The sequence below is a fragment of the Desulfobacter latus genome (assembly GCF_013389365.1).
Taxonomy (GTDB): domain Bacteria; phylum Desulfobacterota; class Desulfobacteria; order Desulfobacterales; family Desulfobacteraceae; genus Desulfobacter; species Desulfobacter latus.
In genome coordinates this window covers 116,381-132,884 of the sequence record NZ_JACADJ010000003.1, presented here as the reverse complement: position 1 = coordinate 132,884, position 16,504 = coordinate 116,381, and the positions used below count along the sequence as shown (strand labels likewise).

Below are 16,504 nucleotides of genomic sequence, written 5' to 3'. Positions count from 1 at the left end.
TCTACGGGATTTTAAGCCTGTGGAGAGGAAATGAGACCTAAGCAGTTTGTTCGGGCACACTCTATGAAGCAGGAATTTCTCATCATTCATACTCAATGGGTAAGAATGAGTAAGAAGAAAGGAACAGATTGAGGATCTTCGTCTCACAGCACTGGCCCTGTCCAGGATCCAGACCTTTGATTCTGATGAGACAATTTCCCATACAGAGATGATAGAAAAATATACACAGGATGGTTGAGGTGTTAGAGTGTAGGTTGGGTTTCGCTTCGTTTAACCCAACCTTCTACACGGTGGATCAAATGATAATCAAAGCCCCAAAAAGTCATATTCAAAGGCCGACCTAAAAAAGGCGGTTATTATTATCTCCTGTTAACCAAGTATCGATTCAAAATGGAAACAAATATGAATAACGGCAAGAACCGGAAAGACGTCATCTGGACACTCAGGGTGAAACTGCCCCTGTATGAGTCAGACTGTATACGAATATTTGAAATACCATCCAACGCCAACTTCCTTGATCTGCACGAAGCCATTCAGCGTGCCGTGAATTTTGATAACGACCACCTGTTTGAATTCTACATCGGCCGCCGCCCCGGACACAGAGCATATCCTGTGGGCCAAGAACCGGAGTGGGAGACCTTTAACCCGGATAACGTCTATAAAAAAATCCGGATATCCGATGTATGGCCGGTACCCAAAGGCATGAAAGTCTTTTACCTGTTTGATTTCGGCGATAACTGGACCTTCCACATTACAAAGACCCGCCATAAGGACAAGCCTGTTCAGCCGGGAGTTTCCTATCCCCGGGTGATTGACGCAAAAGGTGAGGCCCCGGAACAATATCCGGATTGGGATGATGACTGGGAAGATGAATAATAATGAAAAGGTCAATATTCCGGTGCATCTCCTGGATGAGAACAGTTAGGCTATTTATCAAAGATGATTCCGGACAAAAATTCGGGATTACTCAAAGATATTAGATGTTTCTGTAAAAAGTCTGGAGCGCTGGATTCAAAAGCCTCGCAAAGAACAAAAAATCATATTTAAGGCCCCCCCCAAAAAAAGGGTGGTTATTATCCTATGTAATGTGACAGAGGATGTTATTCTTTTGATGTCCGCTTAAACCCTTTTTAGTGATACTCCTGAAAAATCAGACGTTGTTGTTCTCTTTGCCGACACCTGCGGACCATTTAAAAAATGGCCTTGATCATCATTTGGACCACCGTGTAGGTTGGGTTGAACGAAGTGAAACCCAACAGTTTGTATTTGTTGGGTTTCGTTCCTCAATCCAACCGACCTTCCACGCATTGGCCGAAACATTAATCAAGGCCTAAAAAATATTGAATTTTAAGGATCAAATATGAAAAAAGCACTGATTACCGGCATTACAGGCCAGGACGGCGCATACCTTGCCCAGTTTCTTCTTGATAAAGGGTATGAAGTCCACGGCATCAAACGCCGCGCCTCACTGTTTAATACGGACCGTATTGACCATCTTTACCAGGATCCCCACCAGGAAAATCGTAAAATGCTCCTCCATTACGGGGACCTCACCGATGCCACCAACCTGATTCGCATCCTCCAACAGGTTCAACCGGATGAGGTATACAATCTTGCGGCCCAGAGTCATGTTCAGGTCTCCTTTGACTCCCCTGAATACACGGCTGACACAGACGCCCTGGGCACCATGCGCATCCTGGAAGGCATCCGCCTTCTGGGGCTTGAAAAAAGAACCCGGTTTTACCAGGCCTCAACCTCTGAGCTGTTCGGCAAGGTCCAGGAGGTTCCCCAGACCGAAAAGACCCCGTTTTATCCCAGATCCCCATATGCCTGCGCCAAGCTTTATGCATACTGGATCACGGTTAACTACAGGGAAGCATACGGTATATACGGCTGCAACGGCATCTTGTTTAACCATGAATCCCCCATCCGGGGGGAAACCTTTGTGACCCGTAAAATCACCCGAGCCCTGTGCCGCATCCACCTTGGCATGCAGGACTGCCTGTATCTGGGCAACATGAATGCCCTGCGGGACTGGGGGCATGCCAAAGACTACGTGGAAATGCAGTGGCTGATGCTCCAGCAGGATGAACCGGATGATTACGTCATTGCCACAGGCGAGCAGCATTCTGTCCGGGAATTTGTGGAAATGAGTGCAAAGGAACTGGGCATGGCCATAGAATGGCAGGGAAAAGGTGTAGAAGAAAGAGGCATCAACCCGGCCAACGGCAAAACCATCGTGGCTGTTGATCCCAGATATTTCCGCCCCACAGAAGTGGAAACCCTTTTAGGCGATCCGTCCAAGGCAAAAGAGAACCTTGGCTGGGAGCCAAAAATCAGTTTCGAAGAATTGGTCAAAGAGATGACCCAGTCCGACCTTGAGGAAACCAAACGGGACGAGCTTTGCCACAGGGCAGGCTTTCAAGTATATGCCCATAATGAATAGGGACTGCAAATAAAACAGATGAATACATCGGATAAAATCTTTATAGCCGGAGCTGCGGGCATGGTGGGCAGCGCCATTGTCCGAAACCTTGCCGCCAAAGGCTTTAGCAACCTGATCGGCTCATATCATTCCAGGCGCCTTGATGAACTTGATGCACTGCCCATCAAGATGGTTCAGATTGATCTGAAAAACCAGGACGCTGTCAGCCGCTTTTTCCAGACCGAAAAACCCGCCTATGTGTTTCTGGCCGCAGCCCGGGTTGGGGGTATTCACGCCAATAACACCTATCCTGCCCAATTTATTCACGACAATCTTGTCATCCAGAACAACATCATCCATTCCGCTTATGAAAACAACGTGGAGCGTCTCTTGTTCCTGGGCTCTTCCTGCATCTATCCCAAAGAAGCCCCCCAGCCCATGAAAGAAGAGTACCTGCTCACAGGACCACTGGAGGCCACTAACGAACCCTATGCCCTTGCAAAAATCGCCGGCATTAAAATGTGCGAATCCTACAACCGGCAATACGGGACCCGATATGTTGCGGTGATGCCTACCAATCTTTACGGCACCAATGACAACTTTGATCTTGAAAATTCCCATGTACTTCCTGCATTGATTCGCAAATTTCACGAAGCCAAAGTATCTGGACAAAAAGAGGTGGTGGTCTGGGGCACGGGGTCTCCGCGTCGGGAATTTCTCCATGTTGATGATATGGCAGATGCAAGCGTGTATGTGATGAGCCTGGAAGATGAGGTTGTGGAAAAGCATTTAACCAATTACCCATCCCCCTGCTTTGTCAATGTCGGAACAGGTACCGATTTGACTATCAAGGAATTGGCCATGATTGTTAAAGAGGCCGTGGGGTTTGACGGAGACCTTGTTTTTGATACAACCAAACCCGACGGAACCCTTCGAAAACTTTTAAATGTTGACCGTCTGTCCCGATTAGGCTGGACAGCCGAAATTTCAATCAAACAGGGGATTCACGCTACATATACCTGGTATAGGGAACAAAGCATTGCCTCTCAAATTTAAAGCCCTTTGTGTTTTAAGCCTCGCTCCGCTGTGTCCCTTTAAATTCTCTGTGGTTTTTAAAAAAGGAGAGAGCAAAGCCCTCGACTGTCAGAAACAAAAAGTTAAAATGAAGGGTTTCCAACGTACAATCATATTGATCACTATCTTTCTGTGTTGCCTGGCCGGATACGTCTGGACATATCAGTATTTAAATTTCAGTGAACCCCCTGAAAAATCAGATGCTGTTGTTCTTTTTGTCGGCCCGGAACAGGAGCAAAGACTGAAAGAGGCGCATCAGCTTATGCACGAAGGATATGCCGACACCCTGATTATACCGGCTTACCAACAGGTGTTTGTTATGTCCGATGGACAGGCTGTTAAAACCTCTTTACCTAATCTAAGCCGGTCTTACATCAAGAAATATCCTGCTTTTTACGAAAACACCCACATTGAGGTACTTGAAGCCAGGAATATGATGGAAAAATTGGGTTTAAGATCTGCAATCATGGTCAGCGCCCCATGGCATATGAGAAGGATTAATATCATCTCTTCCCACGTCTTTAATCCTGAACAGTTTCAGGGCAGATGTGTTGGAAGTCGGTTTCTCCGGTCGGAACGTTTTCTATTATCTTTTAGCCTATCCGATTTAAAGATTGTCGTCACCGAGGCCGTGAAGATTGTTTATTTTATTGCCTATGAGGTTGTTGTTTAAATAAACCGCTTTTGAAGCCTTTTACAACAAATGCCGAGCTTTGGTGAATGCTTAAACCGTTTGGCCCGATACTCGCAGCAGCTTGTCAGGATTGTTCAAGATTCCGGCGTGCGAGGCCTGTTCCGTTTCATCCGAGATAGCATGTTCAGTCCTTGGTTGGATTATTTATGGCTGTAAAAGCCTTTGGCGGCCCCTTTTCAACTCCGATTAATATAACGGCCACCACGGACATGTAATCAAAACAGTTTCCCAAGCTTGGGGGAGGTAGGATCAAGTCTATATTGAAGGAAATCCATAAGTTTTGGTCATGGTTAATGTCTGGGGGCGTAGTTCTGGAGTTAAAAACGGTTGGATACACCCTAAAAAGAATAAGCAATCCATCTTCAATCAACTTTTTTATTTATGCGTCAGCACTGGAAAACAGGAAGGAAGGTGGTGATTATGGTTTATAGATTGCATATTGAAAAATATTTTAAAGTTAATCTGGCCTTATCATGCCAAATTTTTTTAATTTCATTTATTGGTCCGCAGTTTATTACAGCCGGCGAATTAGATACTTTTAAGAACTCTGAGCGTCCTATCGTTTTTTGGGTTCGGCCCAAGGGGGGGGATTATGGGAAGGAAGATGGAAGTTCCTACGAGAATGCCTGGGACGGATTTGAGCATATCGTCTGGGGCGAAAAGGGGCTCAGATCTGGCGCAACCCTGTATATATGTGGGACTCATAACTACAAAAGCGGATATCCTTTAAAGATTAGGATAAGCGGAAAAGAAGACAAACCGATTACGATTCGGGGAGATTATCCTGAATCTCCTGGTGTATTGGATGGGGGGCAGATTGTTTCTGACTGGACCGGACCGGACAGGCATGGAGTATATTATGTAAAAACTTCATTTTTTCATTGGGGACTTTATGAAGATGGTCGGCACCTTAGAAAAGCAAGCAATAGAAACTGTCAAGACGGAAACTATTTTCCGGATAATAAAAATGATATCCATTATTACAAACCAAGCCACGGGACTCCGCGCAAACACAAAACCATATTGACGGGACAGCATGGTATCCTTTTGCAAAACTCTTCTTATATAAAAATCAACGGAATTAGTTTTATATATAATCACTCTGGAATAAAAACAGAATTAGGGGTAGGTCATCTTCATATCGCCGAGAATCAATTCCGTTTTTTAGGCAGCGCCGCTGTTAAAGTTCGAAAGGGGGCAAAAGGGACGTTGTGTGTCTTGAATAACGATTTATATTACATGCGTGACGGTATTTATTTCCATGATGGCCCACAGGGTGCGGGTGCGGGTCCTGGTTGTATCATTAAAGGAAATACCATTTCTTATTGTAACTATTACAATTCATGGGATGGTGACGGACACGCAATTGGCGTGCAGAAAACTAGCGGAGTTCTTGTTGAAGATAACAGAATAAAATTTTGCCGAAGGCCCATAGAGTTCTGGAGCAATGACCCAAAGGAACCTTGCTCAGACAATATTTTTCGAAGAAATCTAATCCAGGACTGCAAGGGAACAATTGACTACCAAATCAAAAGAGCATCAGGTAATGGTTCTGCATTTATCATGATTTCCAATCAAGGGAACTGCTACTTTGGAAATCTATTTCATAACAATATAATAGATAATTGTACAAGCGCATTTTATTTTACCCAACCGTCCTCAATCCGGAAAAATATGATTTATAACAATACAGTTGCCAATTGCGATACAGGCGTTTATTTGAGAAAGGGGGCCGATTTTTATGAAGCAATAAATAATATTTTCTATTTCACGAAGCGGCCGATGTTCTGGTTTGGCGGGCTCAATGTTGGATGGAACAATAGGGCTGAAGCCAATCTTTATTATCCATCAGTTAAGGGTTCTTTTTTTTTTAGATCCGAAAAAGGGCTTGATTGTAGATCCTGGAAAAAAATATCAAAACAGGACGGTGACAGTTATTGCGGTATGGATCCGCTGTTTGTCAATCCGGAAAAACGAGACTATCATCTGAGAAAGGATTCTCCTGCAAGAGGAAAAGCTATTGTTTTAGATCTGCCTGCGGATTATGATAACCGTCCAATTAAGATAAGTAAGAAACTTGATTTAGGAGCTTTAAAATTTATCGATCATTAAATTATGATTATCTCTTAAAAAGGTAAAATAGGTATCAATAATATCAACTTGTTATACCAAAAAAATAGCCAAATCGGACTTTTTACGAGATTGTCAAATTATAGAAGTATAGTCCTCCAACTTTGGTTCTTCCAGGTATGCATTTTGATTTGGTCGACATTGATCTTATATTCAGAATATTATTCTGAGAAAAATAAAAGTTAGAAAATAATATACAGGCAAAATATCGGACAGCAATATATGTATCAAAAACACCTAAGTTGGATTACTATAAAAAGAAATTTGTAAATACCTTATGAATATGAATGCAAGTGTTGATAAAACTAATTACGATATCTCAAACTACCTCAAAGGGTTTGCTATTATAGCGGTCTATATTAACCATTTTATTGTTAATTATACGGAACTCCCTCTTGGAGGCTATGCGAATGGGTTTATTTCCCTTTTTTTTATTTTGAGCGGTTACGGCATTTATCTTTCTTTAGAAAAAAATTTCATTAAAGAATATTATTTTTATTTTCTAATTCGGTTTTTTAAAAAACGTTTAATAAGAATATACCCTCTGTTTTGGATTTGGTGTGGACTTCATGGATTTTCCAATGGGTATCTGGGGTTTTTAGCTTTGGATTTTATTTATCCGAAGTCTCCTTGGTTTATTCCCGCTATTTTACAATGTTATTTGATCTCCCCGCTTTTGTTTGTATCAATAAAAAAAATGAGTTTTAAAAAAAGCTTGATAATTTGCACACTTGTTTTTTTAATCTTAAATACCGTTTTATTTAAATTTGCTGGTGAGCCGTTTAGAACTGTCGGCTATCGTGGGCTTTTTTTTCAGCATATTTTTATTTTTTGTCTTGGTTGTATCCTTGCAAAGCATAAATCATTCAATAAAATTTCGATTTTTTTTCCAATCATGTGCATTATTTTTTATTTTTTATGCATTCAAGAGACAACGCCGCAGCCTTGGTTGTTATTCCCAGGAAGAAAATATATTGTCCCATTTTTGTTCCCATTTTCAGTATTTTTAATCTGTTATTCATTGTTTTCAAACTCCATTTACTTGCCGTTTAATCCAATCTTTCAGCTTATTGGACGATATTCCTACGCCATCTATTTATTTCATGGGATGGGGTTTACTTTGATGTTTAAAGCTTGTTTGATCAATAGACCTATAGATTCGGTAACCCAGGCATTTACCGTAATCATTTTATCCCCAATCCTGATATATTTTTATTGTAGTTTTGAATTGATCATTAGTGAACTTACTGTTGGAAAAAGAAATTTTCGCGATCTATTTCAGAACATTAAAACGCTATCAGGCACCTATGTGAAAAGTTTTATTAAGTCGTTAGCAATTATCGAAAAATAAAAAGCAATTGATTCATAACTTAAAACAGCATTCGGGATTTATCCGGAATGTAGGCACTATGCTGAGCGGTGTTTTTGTTGCAAGGGTTGTCAGCTTTCTTGCGGCACCGATAATCGCCCGCCTATTTTCTCCAGAGGATTTTGGTACAGCTGCGACATTTGCAATGTTAATTTTTTTGGCAGGCCCGCTAAGCACAATGATGTATGAAAATGCAATGATATTGGAAAGTGACGATCAAAAAGCAATTTGCATTGGCTTGCTTGCATGTACGATACTGGTTGGATTTCTATGTTTTTTCACACTAATGATGATCACCTATGACATTTTATTTTTTAAAGTTCGGGTTTTAGAAGATTTGGGCAATTGGAAATACGTACTTATTTGGGGTGTGCTGTTATTCGGAACAGCCAAAATTTTACACAGCTGGAATGTCAGGACTAAACAATTTAAAAGCATTGCTGGTGCCGATATCGGACAGACATTATCCATGGTTTCTTTTCGCATTTGTGCGGGTATTGTTCACGGATCATCTGTAACCGGTCTGGTTTTTGGATATTTAATTGGAATTGCTGCAAAGATTATAATTATTATAAAGAATGTCAACAAGACCCTCTTGCACAGTGTCATGAATATAGAGAAAAAAAATTATTTTCACATAGCCAAAGAATACAAAGAATTCCCTCTATATATGACACCGTTAAGGCTTGTGAAAGTGTTGTCCGATAACCTCCCGATAATGTTGTTGGCATTCATGTATTCACCTGAAATTGTCGGTTATTTTGCAATTACAAACCGACTGGTCAGGGTGCCTGCAGATATTGCACAAAAATCAGTTGGCCAGACATATTTTCAGAAGGCGTCTGAAATTTTCAATTCAGGGAAAGCAATAAAATCCTCTTTGATCAAGACGACTTTTGGCCTTGCCGTACTTGGTATGCCGATTTTTTTACTGGTCGTCTTTTTTGGGAAGGTAATTTTTACCACTCTTCTGGGAACTAATTGGGAAACTGCCGGCCATTATGTACAAATATTGTCCCCCTGGTTTTTTACATTACTGCTAAAGGCTCCGGCTGCCTCGGTCATGACTATAGTCAGGAAACAGAACGTTCTTTTTTTTGTTAATCTGATTTTTTTAACACTCAAATCTTTTGTTTTTGCTGCAGCTTATTTGTTTGATTTTACAGCGGAAGATACTCTTCTATGGTACATGTTTTTCAGTGCTTTTGAGGAAACGTTCATCATATTTACCGGGCTTATTTTTTCAAAAAATAAGCCCGTGAGACCATGATATCCATGATATAACCTATGAGGTTCTTTTGAGTTGCGCTATATTCTTTCATTTTTGATCATTTTTTTTTCAACACAACTACATGCTTTGGAGTATGATTTTGACGGTGATCGGGATATGGATGGCAAGGATTTGTCCAGTTGGGCTTTTTTAGGTTGCAGTGCGCGTAAACTTGCAGAAGAGTATGGAGCCACGCTACCAGATGGCACCAAATTTTATGTGGATTCTAACAGATTTGATGATTGCGGGGACGGGAAGTCTTGGGACACTGCCAAAAAAACAATTGCCGCTGCATTGGCCATGACCAAGCCTAATGATATCGTTGAAATCAGCGGTGGAAGGTCTGGAAAAAAATATCAAACCAACATCAATACAACAGCGGCTTTCAGAATTATCAGGGGCAGTGAAGAAGCCGGACATGACGGGCTTGTGACGATTGATGCGTCCAGCGCGGATGATACCGGATATTATGGTAAACATAAAGGCACTCTTGAAAATGTTGATATCATCGGAACACAGACTGGAAGAGACTGTCTGCGGCTGACAGCATCACATCGCTTTAATAAAGTCCGGTGTTATAATGCTTCCAGAGGTTTGTCATGCACCACCTCAGCTGCAAGCGTATTTATTTTTAACCGGTGTGAATTTTCAGCTCTGGCTGAACAGGCAGTAATACTGGGTAGTGCTATTCCCGGTTCAGCTGTTTTTGTTTTTAACTATTGTCTTTTCGAAAACAATACTTTTGATGCGGCAACCATTATAGTCCGGTCGGCATCATCAATTACATTCAATAATTGCAGCTTTGTCGGAAACGCCTCAAAAATTTTAAACGTCGCTGTCGGTGATACTGTTATTACATTTAACAATCCAATCATTGCTGCTAATGCAGGGAGGAAATCAGATACAAAGGTTATTACCAAAGAACTAGGATTCAATGGCAGAATTACCTTAAATCATCCGATCATCCTTCCGTCAGCCAAATCCTGTGCAGATGATTACACTTGGGATGTTGATATCCTTAAAGGCGGGTATACCACCAAAGCCCCCGGGTGGTTGTCTTCCCGCAGAGAAGGGATCACATCAGTAATCATTGATGACTATAACAATTTCAGCCATTGGAAAGATATTGCAGACTATGCGACAATTAAAGGCGTCGGAACTGTTTTAGGGATTCATGCTCCTGACACCGTTTCTGTGGAGAATTACGCGGAAATGGCCACCTATGTTGCCGCTGGCCATGAAATCGCGTGCCATTCTCGCAATCACTCCATTCTTACAACAGAAAGCGGAGGCTTGAATGCCATTGATGTGACATGTACCGGCACCAATCCGACCATTGAAATTACTCTTGATACATCGGATGACAACTCGGATAACTGGTATGGAACAGTGGTGTTGAGAGAGGATGGGGTCTTGGCGGGCAACAAAATCAGTATTACAGGAACCACTAGTATTGGATCATTGGTTGCGAGGATCAAAGCACAGGGAGGGCCTACATGGAATGGGACTGCCCTGAATACAAACGCTACCGGGCCGACGCTTGCCAAATGTCTTTTGAAAGGGACGTTCAGCGTACCTTCCACCCTCCAGTTCAATCAGGAAAATTACTGGTATGTCGAAATCGCTGAGGCCAAAACCCTTATTGAGGCGGGTATCGGTGGTGGGTATGAGTGCCGGTCCTGGATAAGCCCAGGTAATCATACATCCAGAGCCCTCAGGCAATACTTGATGGATGACACGACCCTTTTTCCAGGACATTTTGCAAAAGCGGGGACCACTCCCTTTAGGCTCGCCCGGTCTGGCACCGGTGGATCAAGAGATTTATCAGCGATTAATCTTGCTATGGTTGACAGCCCGAATCTCAGGGATACACTTGGGTCAATCTCCGCCAATTTTGAACGTAATACCAATGCCGTTGGCGTATATATGGCCTATGAAGGCATTTACTCCGCTGCTTACGCTCATGGCATCGACGAGATAACATTGCAGGAATGGAAGGATTTCATAGATCGGACACTTGCTATCACGGGCATGTCCATAGTGACTCTCGGAGGGCTCTATGACCGGATCACCGGTTCCGGCCTTTGGACGGACGATGGGGATTTCATGTGGTCCAGGGTGTTTTCTGACGACTGGCAGGATATGGTTCGATGCGATTCTGTAGCAGTTGACGGCGGAGGATTTGTACCGGCACTTTACGGAGAAGAAGATCCTTGGGGTATAAATTGGGGTGACCAGTTGAATATCGGCAGGGATCAGGGGGCAGACAACTAAAGGCCCATTCAGGTAGACACCTGTGCAGCAAAAATGGATTATATCAGGTTGTCAAGCAATCACTTGATTACAATGGAACTCAACTGTTATAGATGCAGTCTGAATAAAAAGGCTTGATTTGCCTTTTAAACATTATTTCATGTTAAATGGGGTTTGAATTATGCCTCTTAAGCAGATTTACTTTTTATGGACCTCGGTTTTATTTTTCAATCTTTTTTATCTGATTCCCAAGGTTTCTGTTCTGAAATTATTTCATATGAGGGATATCGGATTTATATTTCTTTTCATGGGGTTGTTTTGCATATTATTAAAACCCATTAAAGTAAAACCTAAACCTGGTATCATCGGTTTGCTGCTGATAATTTATTTTTTGATGATTGGAATCCATATATCCCTTTCATCAATTCATTACCATCAATCCATAATTGACGGAATGGCAGCAGCAAGAAGCCAATTTACCTATTTGATATTTTTTATCTTCCTTTACTTTCTATTTGAAAACAGGGTTGCTCTGGAGAAATGCTTGGATTGGCTTGCCATTATCGCAGTTGCTACCAGTGTTATCTCAATTCTTCATTATCTTGGGGTCTCTTTACATTATCGTGAAAAGTTTGAAGACTGGGAGGTTGTTAGGTCGGGAATTAGAAGAATATTTATTCCTGGTCTGGCTTTGATTCATTTCAGCTTGGTTTGGTGTTTTTCAAACTGGATTGCTTCTGACAAACGTAAAACGCTTTATGGCATAGCGACTGTTTTTTTCTGGGCAGTGCTTTTTTTCCACCAGAGCAGGGGGCAGATCATCGGCTTGATGGCAGCAACATTGGTTATTTTTCTCATTGCAAGAAAAATCAAATTGTTTGTTGTCTTTTTTTCCATTGGCATCCTGGCCGCTGTTATCCTTAACCTGACAATGAAGGAAGAAAATCTTATAATGACTACGTTCTCTTCATCTATTACTGATGTCCGTGAAGGTTCAGGAACATGGGAGGGGCGCCTTCACCAAATGGATACGGATTTTGAAGAGTTTAAGGAACACCCGTTAATTGGAAGCGGACTGGTAACCGTCCGTATTTCAAAATTCGAGACTACGAACAAGATCGAATATTTGAAAATGGCAGCCAAAGCCAGAAAAGAAGACCTGGGCTACACCCACTGGATAAAAATGTTCGGTATTGCTGGGATCATATGGCTTGCAATGTTGTATTTTTTTTCATTCAAGTATTGCTACAGACTTATAAAGACAGAAAAGAAAAACGTTTCTCCATTAGTTTTTTTCTGCACCGGGTATTTGATTTTTGTTGTTGTTTCAGGTGTAACGCTTAATCACTTTATGATAGCTGACAAGAGCTATTTGTTGGCAGTCTTTCTTGCTATTTTGGTCTTTCTCGAAAAAGAGCGCAAAAGAAATTTAAAGTTATACTAAGCCGATTGTATTTTCTTAAAATTAGTCGATGATTCTCACCCTTCACAGATAGTAGAGGAAATCATGATCTATCCCAATGCAGTTATTGCAGGGGCTCCCAAATGCGGGACCACTTCTCTTTTTCATTATTTGGCCGAGCATCCTGAAGTTTGTGCATCCACATCAAAGGAGACGTTTTTTCTAATAGATAAGGATTACCCCCTTTTTAGGCCGGAGTGGAACTATCATACAAAGGGCTTGGATGGATACATGTATTTTTTTGAGGGGTGTGTAAATGAAAAACCCAAATTGAGAATCGAAGCAACTGCTGACTATATTTATCAAAAAACGCCTATTGAAGTATTGCCAAAGCTGGCTGTCATACCTAAGATTGTTTTTTCGCTGCGAAAACCGGGGGACAGAATATATTCTCTATATAACTTTGCAAAAAACAATATGGCGGTCATAGACAAATCTGTTTCTTTTTCATCTTTGATCAGAGATATTCAAAAAGAGGAGTCTTGCTCTTTAAGAAAAAAAAATCAAATCATAGTTAAAAAGGCAATTCAGCACAGCAGATACGCCGGATATTTAAAGGAATGGATTAAAGCCTTTGGCCGAGAAAATATCCATGTATTGTTGTTTGAAACGCTGACCTCTGATCCGAAGAACGCACTTTACTCTATTTCAAATTTTCTTGAAATTGATTTCAAATTTTATCAGAATTTTGATTTTAAGAAGAAAAATCAAAGCGTCACGGTCAAACATCAATGGCTCCATCGAATCAAAAGAAAATACGGCATGAAAATTTCTTTGCCAAAATTTAGAAGGCTTGGCAAGCGATTATATGAAAATATTAACATAGACAATTCCAAAATAGTGAAAACTGAGGAAGATATCACTACCATCAATGAAATAAATCAAATGTTTTACGAAGATAACAGACGGTTAGAGGATCTGTTGGATATGGATTTTTCTGCCTGGGATATCGTACGACTCACCCATTGATATCAAATATAAACTTTTAATTACAGATAACAAACTGGTGCGATAATAATGGAAAAATTTGTAGTTGCAGGAATCCAGCGAACGGGGACAACGCTAATTAGAACAACATTGGACAAGCATTCACAATGCAGATGCTTTGGCGAAACATTCCTTTTCAAAAAAGGACGCGGTGGCAAATTGGAAGGAAGTTACAGGAGGTTTATTAATCAGAATAAATATAGGCGACTATTGGCACACTACTTATCCAGAAAAAAACTCGTGGATGAGTATTTATCTTCTTTTTTTGATAAGTACCAGGAATACGAAGCCGTTGGTTTTAAAGTCATGGGAACTCAGGTCAAACAATTCCCGTCTATTATATCATATTGTCAAGAAAAGAATATTAAGGTGATATTTGTTATACGGGAAAATTATTTAAGAACATACCTGTCCCGGCTTTCGCTTCAGCAAAATCGCATTCCACATTCAAATAAGAAGATCGCGGTAAAAAAAGTAAAAGTCCCGGTAAGAAGCCTAATCGCCAAGCTCAAAAAAATACAAAAAGAAAGCCTTTGGCCTGAGAGAGCTTTCTCAGGCAATCCTATCATAAAAGTGACTTACGAGGATTTTGTTTCAAATAAAACAAAAGAATTGGAAAGAATATTTAATTTTTTATCAGTTGAACCTCAAGCTGAAATTGAATCGGATCTGGTCAAAGTAAATCCAAATAATTTGCAGGACTATGTCGTTAATTATGAAGAGGTGAAAAATAGATTGAATGGCACTGAATTTGAGTGTTTTTTCTATTGATCGGGTTTGGTAAAATGGATTTATCTATACTGATAGTAAACTGGAACACCAGAGAACTACTGGTCAATTGCCTGAATTCAATTTTCAGATTGTTATCCGGAGTCACCTTTGAGGTAATTGTCGTAGACAACAACTCTTCGGATTCCAGTTCTGAATACGTTAACAAGATGTTTCCCCAAGTTGAACTGATCTCGAATCAGATCAATAACGGATTTGTTAAAGCCAACAATCAAGCGTACCAGAAGGCAAATGGGCGTTATATCCTTCTTTTAAACAGTGATACCCTTATTCTTGATGGTTCCATCCATGAAATTATTCGTTTTCTTGATGATAATGAAGATGTGGGAGCCGCTACCGGCAAGGTTCTTAATAAAGATAAGTCATTCCAAAGACCCTTCAGGCGGTTTCCCCACCCTTTAGGGGCCTACTTCAGGCATACAACCAGACTGATTTACGGATTCAATACCTGGTTTCACAAGCGCTATTTAATGGCAGATATAGGACCCGATCACACTGTTGAAGTAGATTGGGCAAGCGGCGCTTATTTATTTATAAGAAAGTCTTTGATAAAAACTGAGTATATACTAGATCCGGATATATTCATGTACTGTGAGGACACTCTTCTATGTAAAACTTTGAACAGCAGCGGGTATCGAATCAGATATCTTCCTCTCGCGCCGATTATCCATTATGGGGGTGAAAGCTCCCAGCAGGTTAAAGCATTTTCCGCCTATCACAGTTTCCTTAGCAGTTCAGTTTATTTTCGAAAAATTTACGGGAACAGAACTTCAGCCATATTTGTATTTTCGGTGATTTTGACCTGGCATACACTAAAAATGGTGCTGAAAATCGGCAGTTTTTTTAAGATTAAAAAATGTAGAAAAAAAGAGGAATTTTTCCTCCAATTGATTGAACTTCATAATCAGGGAAAACCAAAATGAAACGGGTCCTTCATATTGTTTCGGACATGGGGCAGGGCGGTGCCCAAATTTATGTCCGCAATCTTGTTTCCATCCAGAAATCATCCCGAGAACTTCAACCGGAAGTGGTTGTTCTTTTTTTTAAGGGACCGCTCTGGGAAAAGCTTAAGGCCGTAGATATCCCGGTACACTATATCGGGTTAAAAAATTCCCTTGATCTTTTGGGATTGCTGCGGCTGTTACTTTTTTTAAAAAAAAATACATTTGATATCATCCATATGCATGCCATACACCCCGGAATCAGCGGCATGTTGTATTTCGTTAATGCCGGGTCCATTTATATGGAACACGGTGGCGGACTACTCGAAAAAAATTGGAAGCATCGAATCGTTTATAAGCTTTTTTACAAAAGCTATGATGCATTTATTGCTATCTCTAAAGAGATGTCGAGAGTGATGGAAAAAGAACAGCCCAGGATAAAGAATAAAATTAAAGTTATATATAATGGTGTTGATGTCGAAAAGATTCAATCAACCCCCCCAAAAGATTTAATCTTAACAAATGAATTTAAAAACAAACCTGTTGTGGGGATAATCGGAAGGCTTGTGATCCTGAAAGATGTTTCTTTGTTCTTGAAAACCGCTGCTGTAATCAGCCAAAAAAGGCCTGATGTTGTTTTTGTGATTATCGGCGATGGACCGTTGAAAAAGGATCTGGAAGAAGAAGCTCAAAGGCTTGGTATTAGGGGAAAAACCATCTTTACCGGATACCGGGCCGATGCGATAAACATATTAAAACGGTTTGATGTTTTTTTGTTTACATCTGCATTTGAAGCGTTCGGACTGGTTCTAACGGAAGCAATGGCTGCAAGGGTTGCCGTCGTTGCACTGCATCAGCGCGGTGCAGTTGCAGTTCCTGATATTTTAACCGATAAAACAGACTCTTACATAGTTTACAACAGGGATTATAAAAAGGCTGCCGAACGAACACTGGAATTGTTAAAAGATCAGAATCAATATCAAAAGTTTACCCGAAACGCGTTGAAAACAGTAAAAAACAGATTCTCAATGGAAACAAATGCTAAAAATATAGAGAAATTATACTCAGTTGTATATAAAACACAATTTGATTCAAAAGGACATTAAGATC

Annotated in this window: 13 protein-coding genes; all 13 read left to right on the top strand. The window is 40.7% G+C overall.

Going from position 1 to position 16,504, the window contains the following annotated elements; genetic code table 11:
* Positions 1 to 402 precede the first annotated feature (402 nt).
* Positions 403 to 876: a plasmid pRiA4b ORF-3 family protein gene (locus HXW94_RS01670; protein ID WP_178365169.1), complete on the top strand. Its 474-nt coding sequence runs from the start codon at positions 403 to 405 to the stop codon at positions 874 to 876.
* Between the two features lie 484 nt (positions 877 to 1,360).
* A complete protein-coding gene (gmd, locus tag HXW94_RS01665) occupies positions 1,361 to 2,446 on the top strand; it encodes a GDP-mannose 4,6-dehydratase (RefSeq protein WP_178365168.1) in 1,086 nt (361 codons plus the stop codon).
* Positions 2,447 to 2,464: 18 nt separating this feature from the next.
* On the top strand, positions 2,465 to 3,481 hold the full coding sequence (locus HXW94_RS01660; protein ID WP_178365167.1) for a GDP-L-fucose synthase family protein: 1,017 nt from the start codon (positions 2,465 to 2,467) through the stop codon (positions 3,479 to 3,481).
* Positions 3,482 to 3,614: 133 nt separating this feature from the next.
* Positions 3,615 to 4,172 carry a YdcF family protein gene (locus HXW94_RS01655; protein ID WP_218576524.1) on the top strand — a complete coding sequence of 186 codons (558 nt, stop codon included), beginning with the start codon at positions 3,615 to 3,617 and terminating at the stop codon, positions 4,170 to 4,172.
* A gap of 441 nt (positions 4,173 to 4,613) precedes the next feature.
* The gene (locus HXW94_RS01650) at positions 4,614 to 6,305 is read left to right on the top strand and encodes a right-handed parallel beta-helix repeat-containing protein (protein WP_178365165.1); all 1,692 of its coding nucleotides are present in this window, start codon (positions 4,614 to 4,616) and stop codon (positions 6,303 to 6,305) included.
* A gap of 295 nt (positions 6,306 to 6,600) precedes the next feature.
* A complete protein-coding gene (locus tag HXW94_RS01645) occupies positions 6,601 to 7,674 on the top strand; it encodes an acyltransferase family protein (RefSeq protein ID WP_178365164.1) in 1,074 nt (357 codons plus the stop codon).
* 7 nt (positions 7,675 to 7,681) lie between these two features.
* Entirely contained in the window at positions 7,682 to 8,962 is a 1,281-nt protein-coding gene (locus HXW94_RS01640) for an oligosaccharide flippase family protein (protein WP_178365163.1), read from the top strand.
* A gap of 117 nt (positions 8,963 to 9,079) precedes the next feature.
* Complete coding sequence (locus HXW94_RS01635) at positions 9,080 to 11,236, top strand: hypothetical protein (protein ID WP_218576522.1); 2,157 nt, start codon at positions 9,080 to 9,082, stop codon at positions 11,234 to 11,236.
* A 160-nt stretch (positions 11,237 to 11,396) separates the two neighbouring features.
* Entirely contained in the window at positions 11,397 to 12,659 is a 1,263-nt protein-coding gene (locus tag HXW94_RS01630) for an O-antigen ligase family protein (RefSeq protein ID WP_218576521.1), read from the top strand.
* Between the two features lie 63 nt (positions 12,660 to 12,722).
* Positions 12,723 to 13,646 carry a sulfotransferase domain-containing protein gene (locus HXW94_RS01625; RefSeq protein WP_178365160.1) on the top strand — a complete coding sequence of 308 codons (924 nt, stop codon included), beginning with the start codon at positions 12,723 to 12,725 and terminating at the stop codon, positions 13,644 to 13,646.
* Between the two features lie 48 nt (positions 13,647 to 13,694).
* Positions 13,695 to 14,435, top strand: a complete 741-nt coding sequence (locus HXW94_RS01620; RefSeq protein WP_178365159.1) for a sulfotransferase family protein — start codon at positions 13,695 to 13,697, stop codon at positions 14,433 to 14,435.
* Positions 14,436 to 14,449: 14 nt separating this feature from the next.
* Positions 14,450 to 15,376 carry a glycosyltransferase gene (locus tag HXW94_RS01615; RefSeq protein WP_178365158.1) on the top strand — a complete coding sequence of 309 codons (927 nt, stop codon included), beginning with the start codon at positions 14,450 to 14,452 and terminating at the stop codon, positions 15,374 to 15,376.
* Positions 15,373 to 16,500, top strand: coding sequence for a glycosyltransferase (locus tag HXW94_RS01610; protein ID WP_178365157.1), 1,128 nt, complete (start codon positions 15,373 to 15,375; stop codon positions 16,498 to 16,500). The genes HXW94_RS01615 and HXW94_RS01610 overlap by 4 nt, the downstream gene beginning before the upstream one ends.
* The last annotated feature ends 4 nt before the right edge of the window (positions 16,501 to 16,504 follow it).

Excerpts from the sequence above, each read along its gene's own strand:
- HXW94_RS01670 (WP_178365169.1), top strand. The coding sequence starts at position 403 with ATGAATAACGGCAAGAACCGGAAAGACGTCATCTGGACACTCAGGGTG.
- gmd (WP_178365168.1), top strand. The coding sequence starts at position 1,361 with ATGAAAAAAGCACTGATTACCGGCATTACAGGCCAGGACGGCGCATAC.
- HXW94_RS01660 (WP_178365167.1), top strand. The coding sequence starts at position 2,465 with ATGAATACATCGGATAAAATCTTTATAGCCGGAGCTGCGGGCATGGTG.
- HXW94_RS01650 (WP_178365165.1), top strand. The coding sequence starts at position 4,614 with ATGGTTTATAGATTGCATATTGAAAAATATTTTAAAGTTAATCTGGCC.
- HXW94_RS01645 (WP_178365164.1), top strand. The coding sequence starts at position 6,601 with ATGAATATGAATGCAAGTGTTGATAAAACTAATTACGATATCTCAAAC.
- HXW94_RS01635 (WP_218576522.1), top strand. The coding sequence starts at position 9,080 with ATGGATGGCAAGGATTTGTCCAGTTGGGCTTTTTTAGGTTGCAGTGCG.
- HXW94_RS01630 (WP_218576521.1), top strand. The coding sequence starts at position 11,397 with ATGCCTCTTAAGCAGATTTACTTTTTATGGACCTCGGTTTTATTTTTC.
- HXW94_RS01625 (WP_178365160.1), top strand. The coding sequence starts at position 12,723 with ATGATCTATCCCAATGCAGTTATTGCAGGGGCTCCCAAATGCGGGACC.
- HXW94_RS01620 (WP_178365159.1), top strand. The coding sequence starts at position 13,695 with ATGGAAAAATTTGTAGTTGCAGGAATCCAGCGAACGGGGACAACGCTA.
- HXW94_RS01615 (WP_178365158.1), top strand. The coding sequence starts at position 14,450 with ATGGATTTATCTATACTGATAGTAAACTGGAACACCAGAGAACTACTG.
- HXW94_RS01610 (WP_178365157.1), top strand. The coding sequence starts at position 15,373 with ATGAAACGGGTCCTTCATATTGTTTCGGACATGGGGCAGGGCGGTGCC.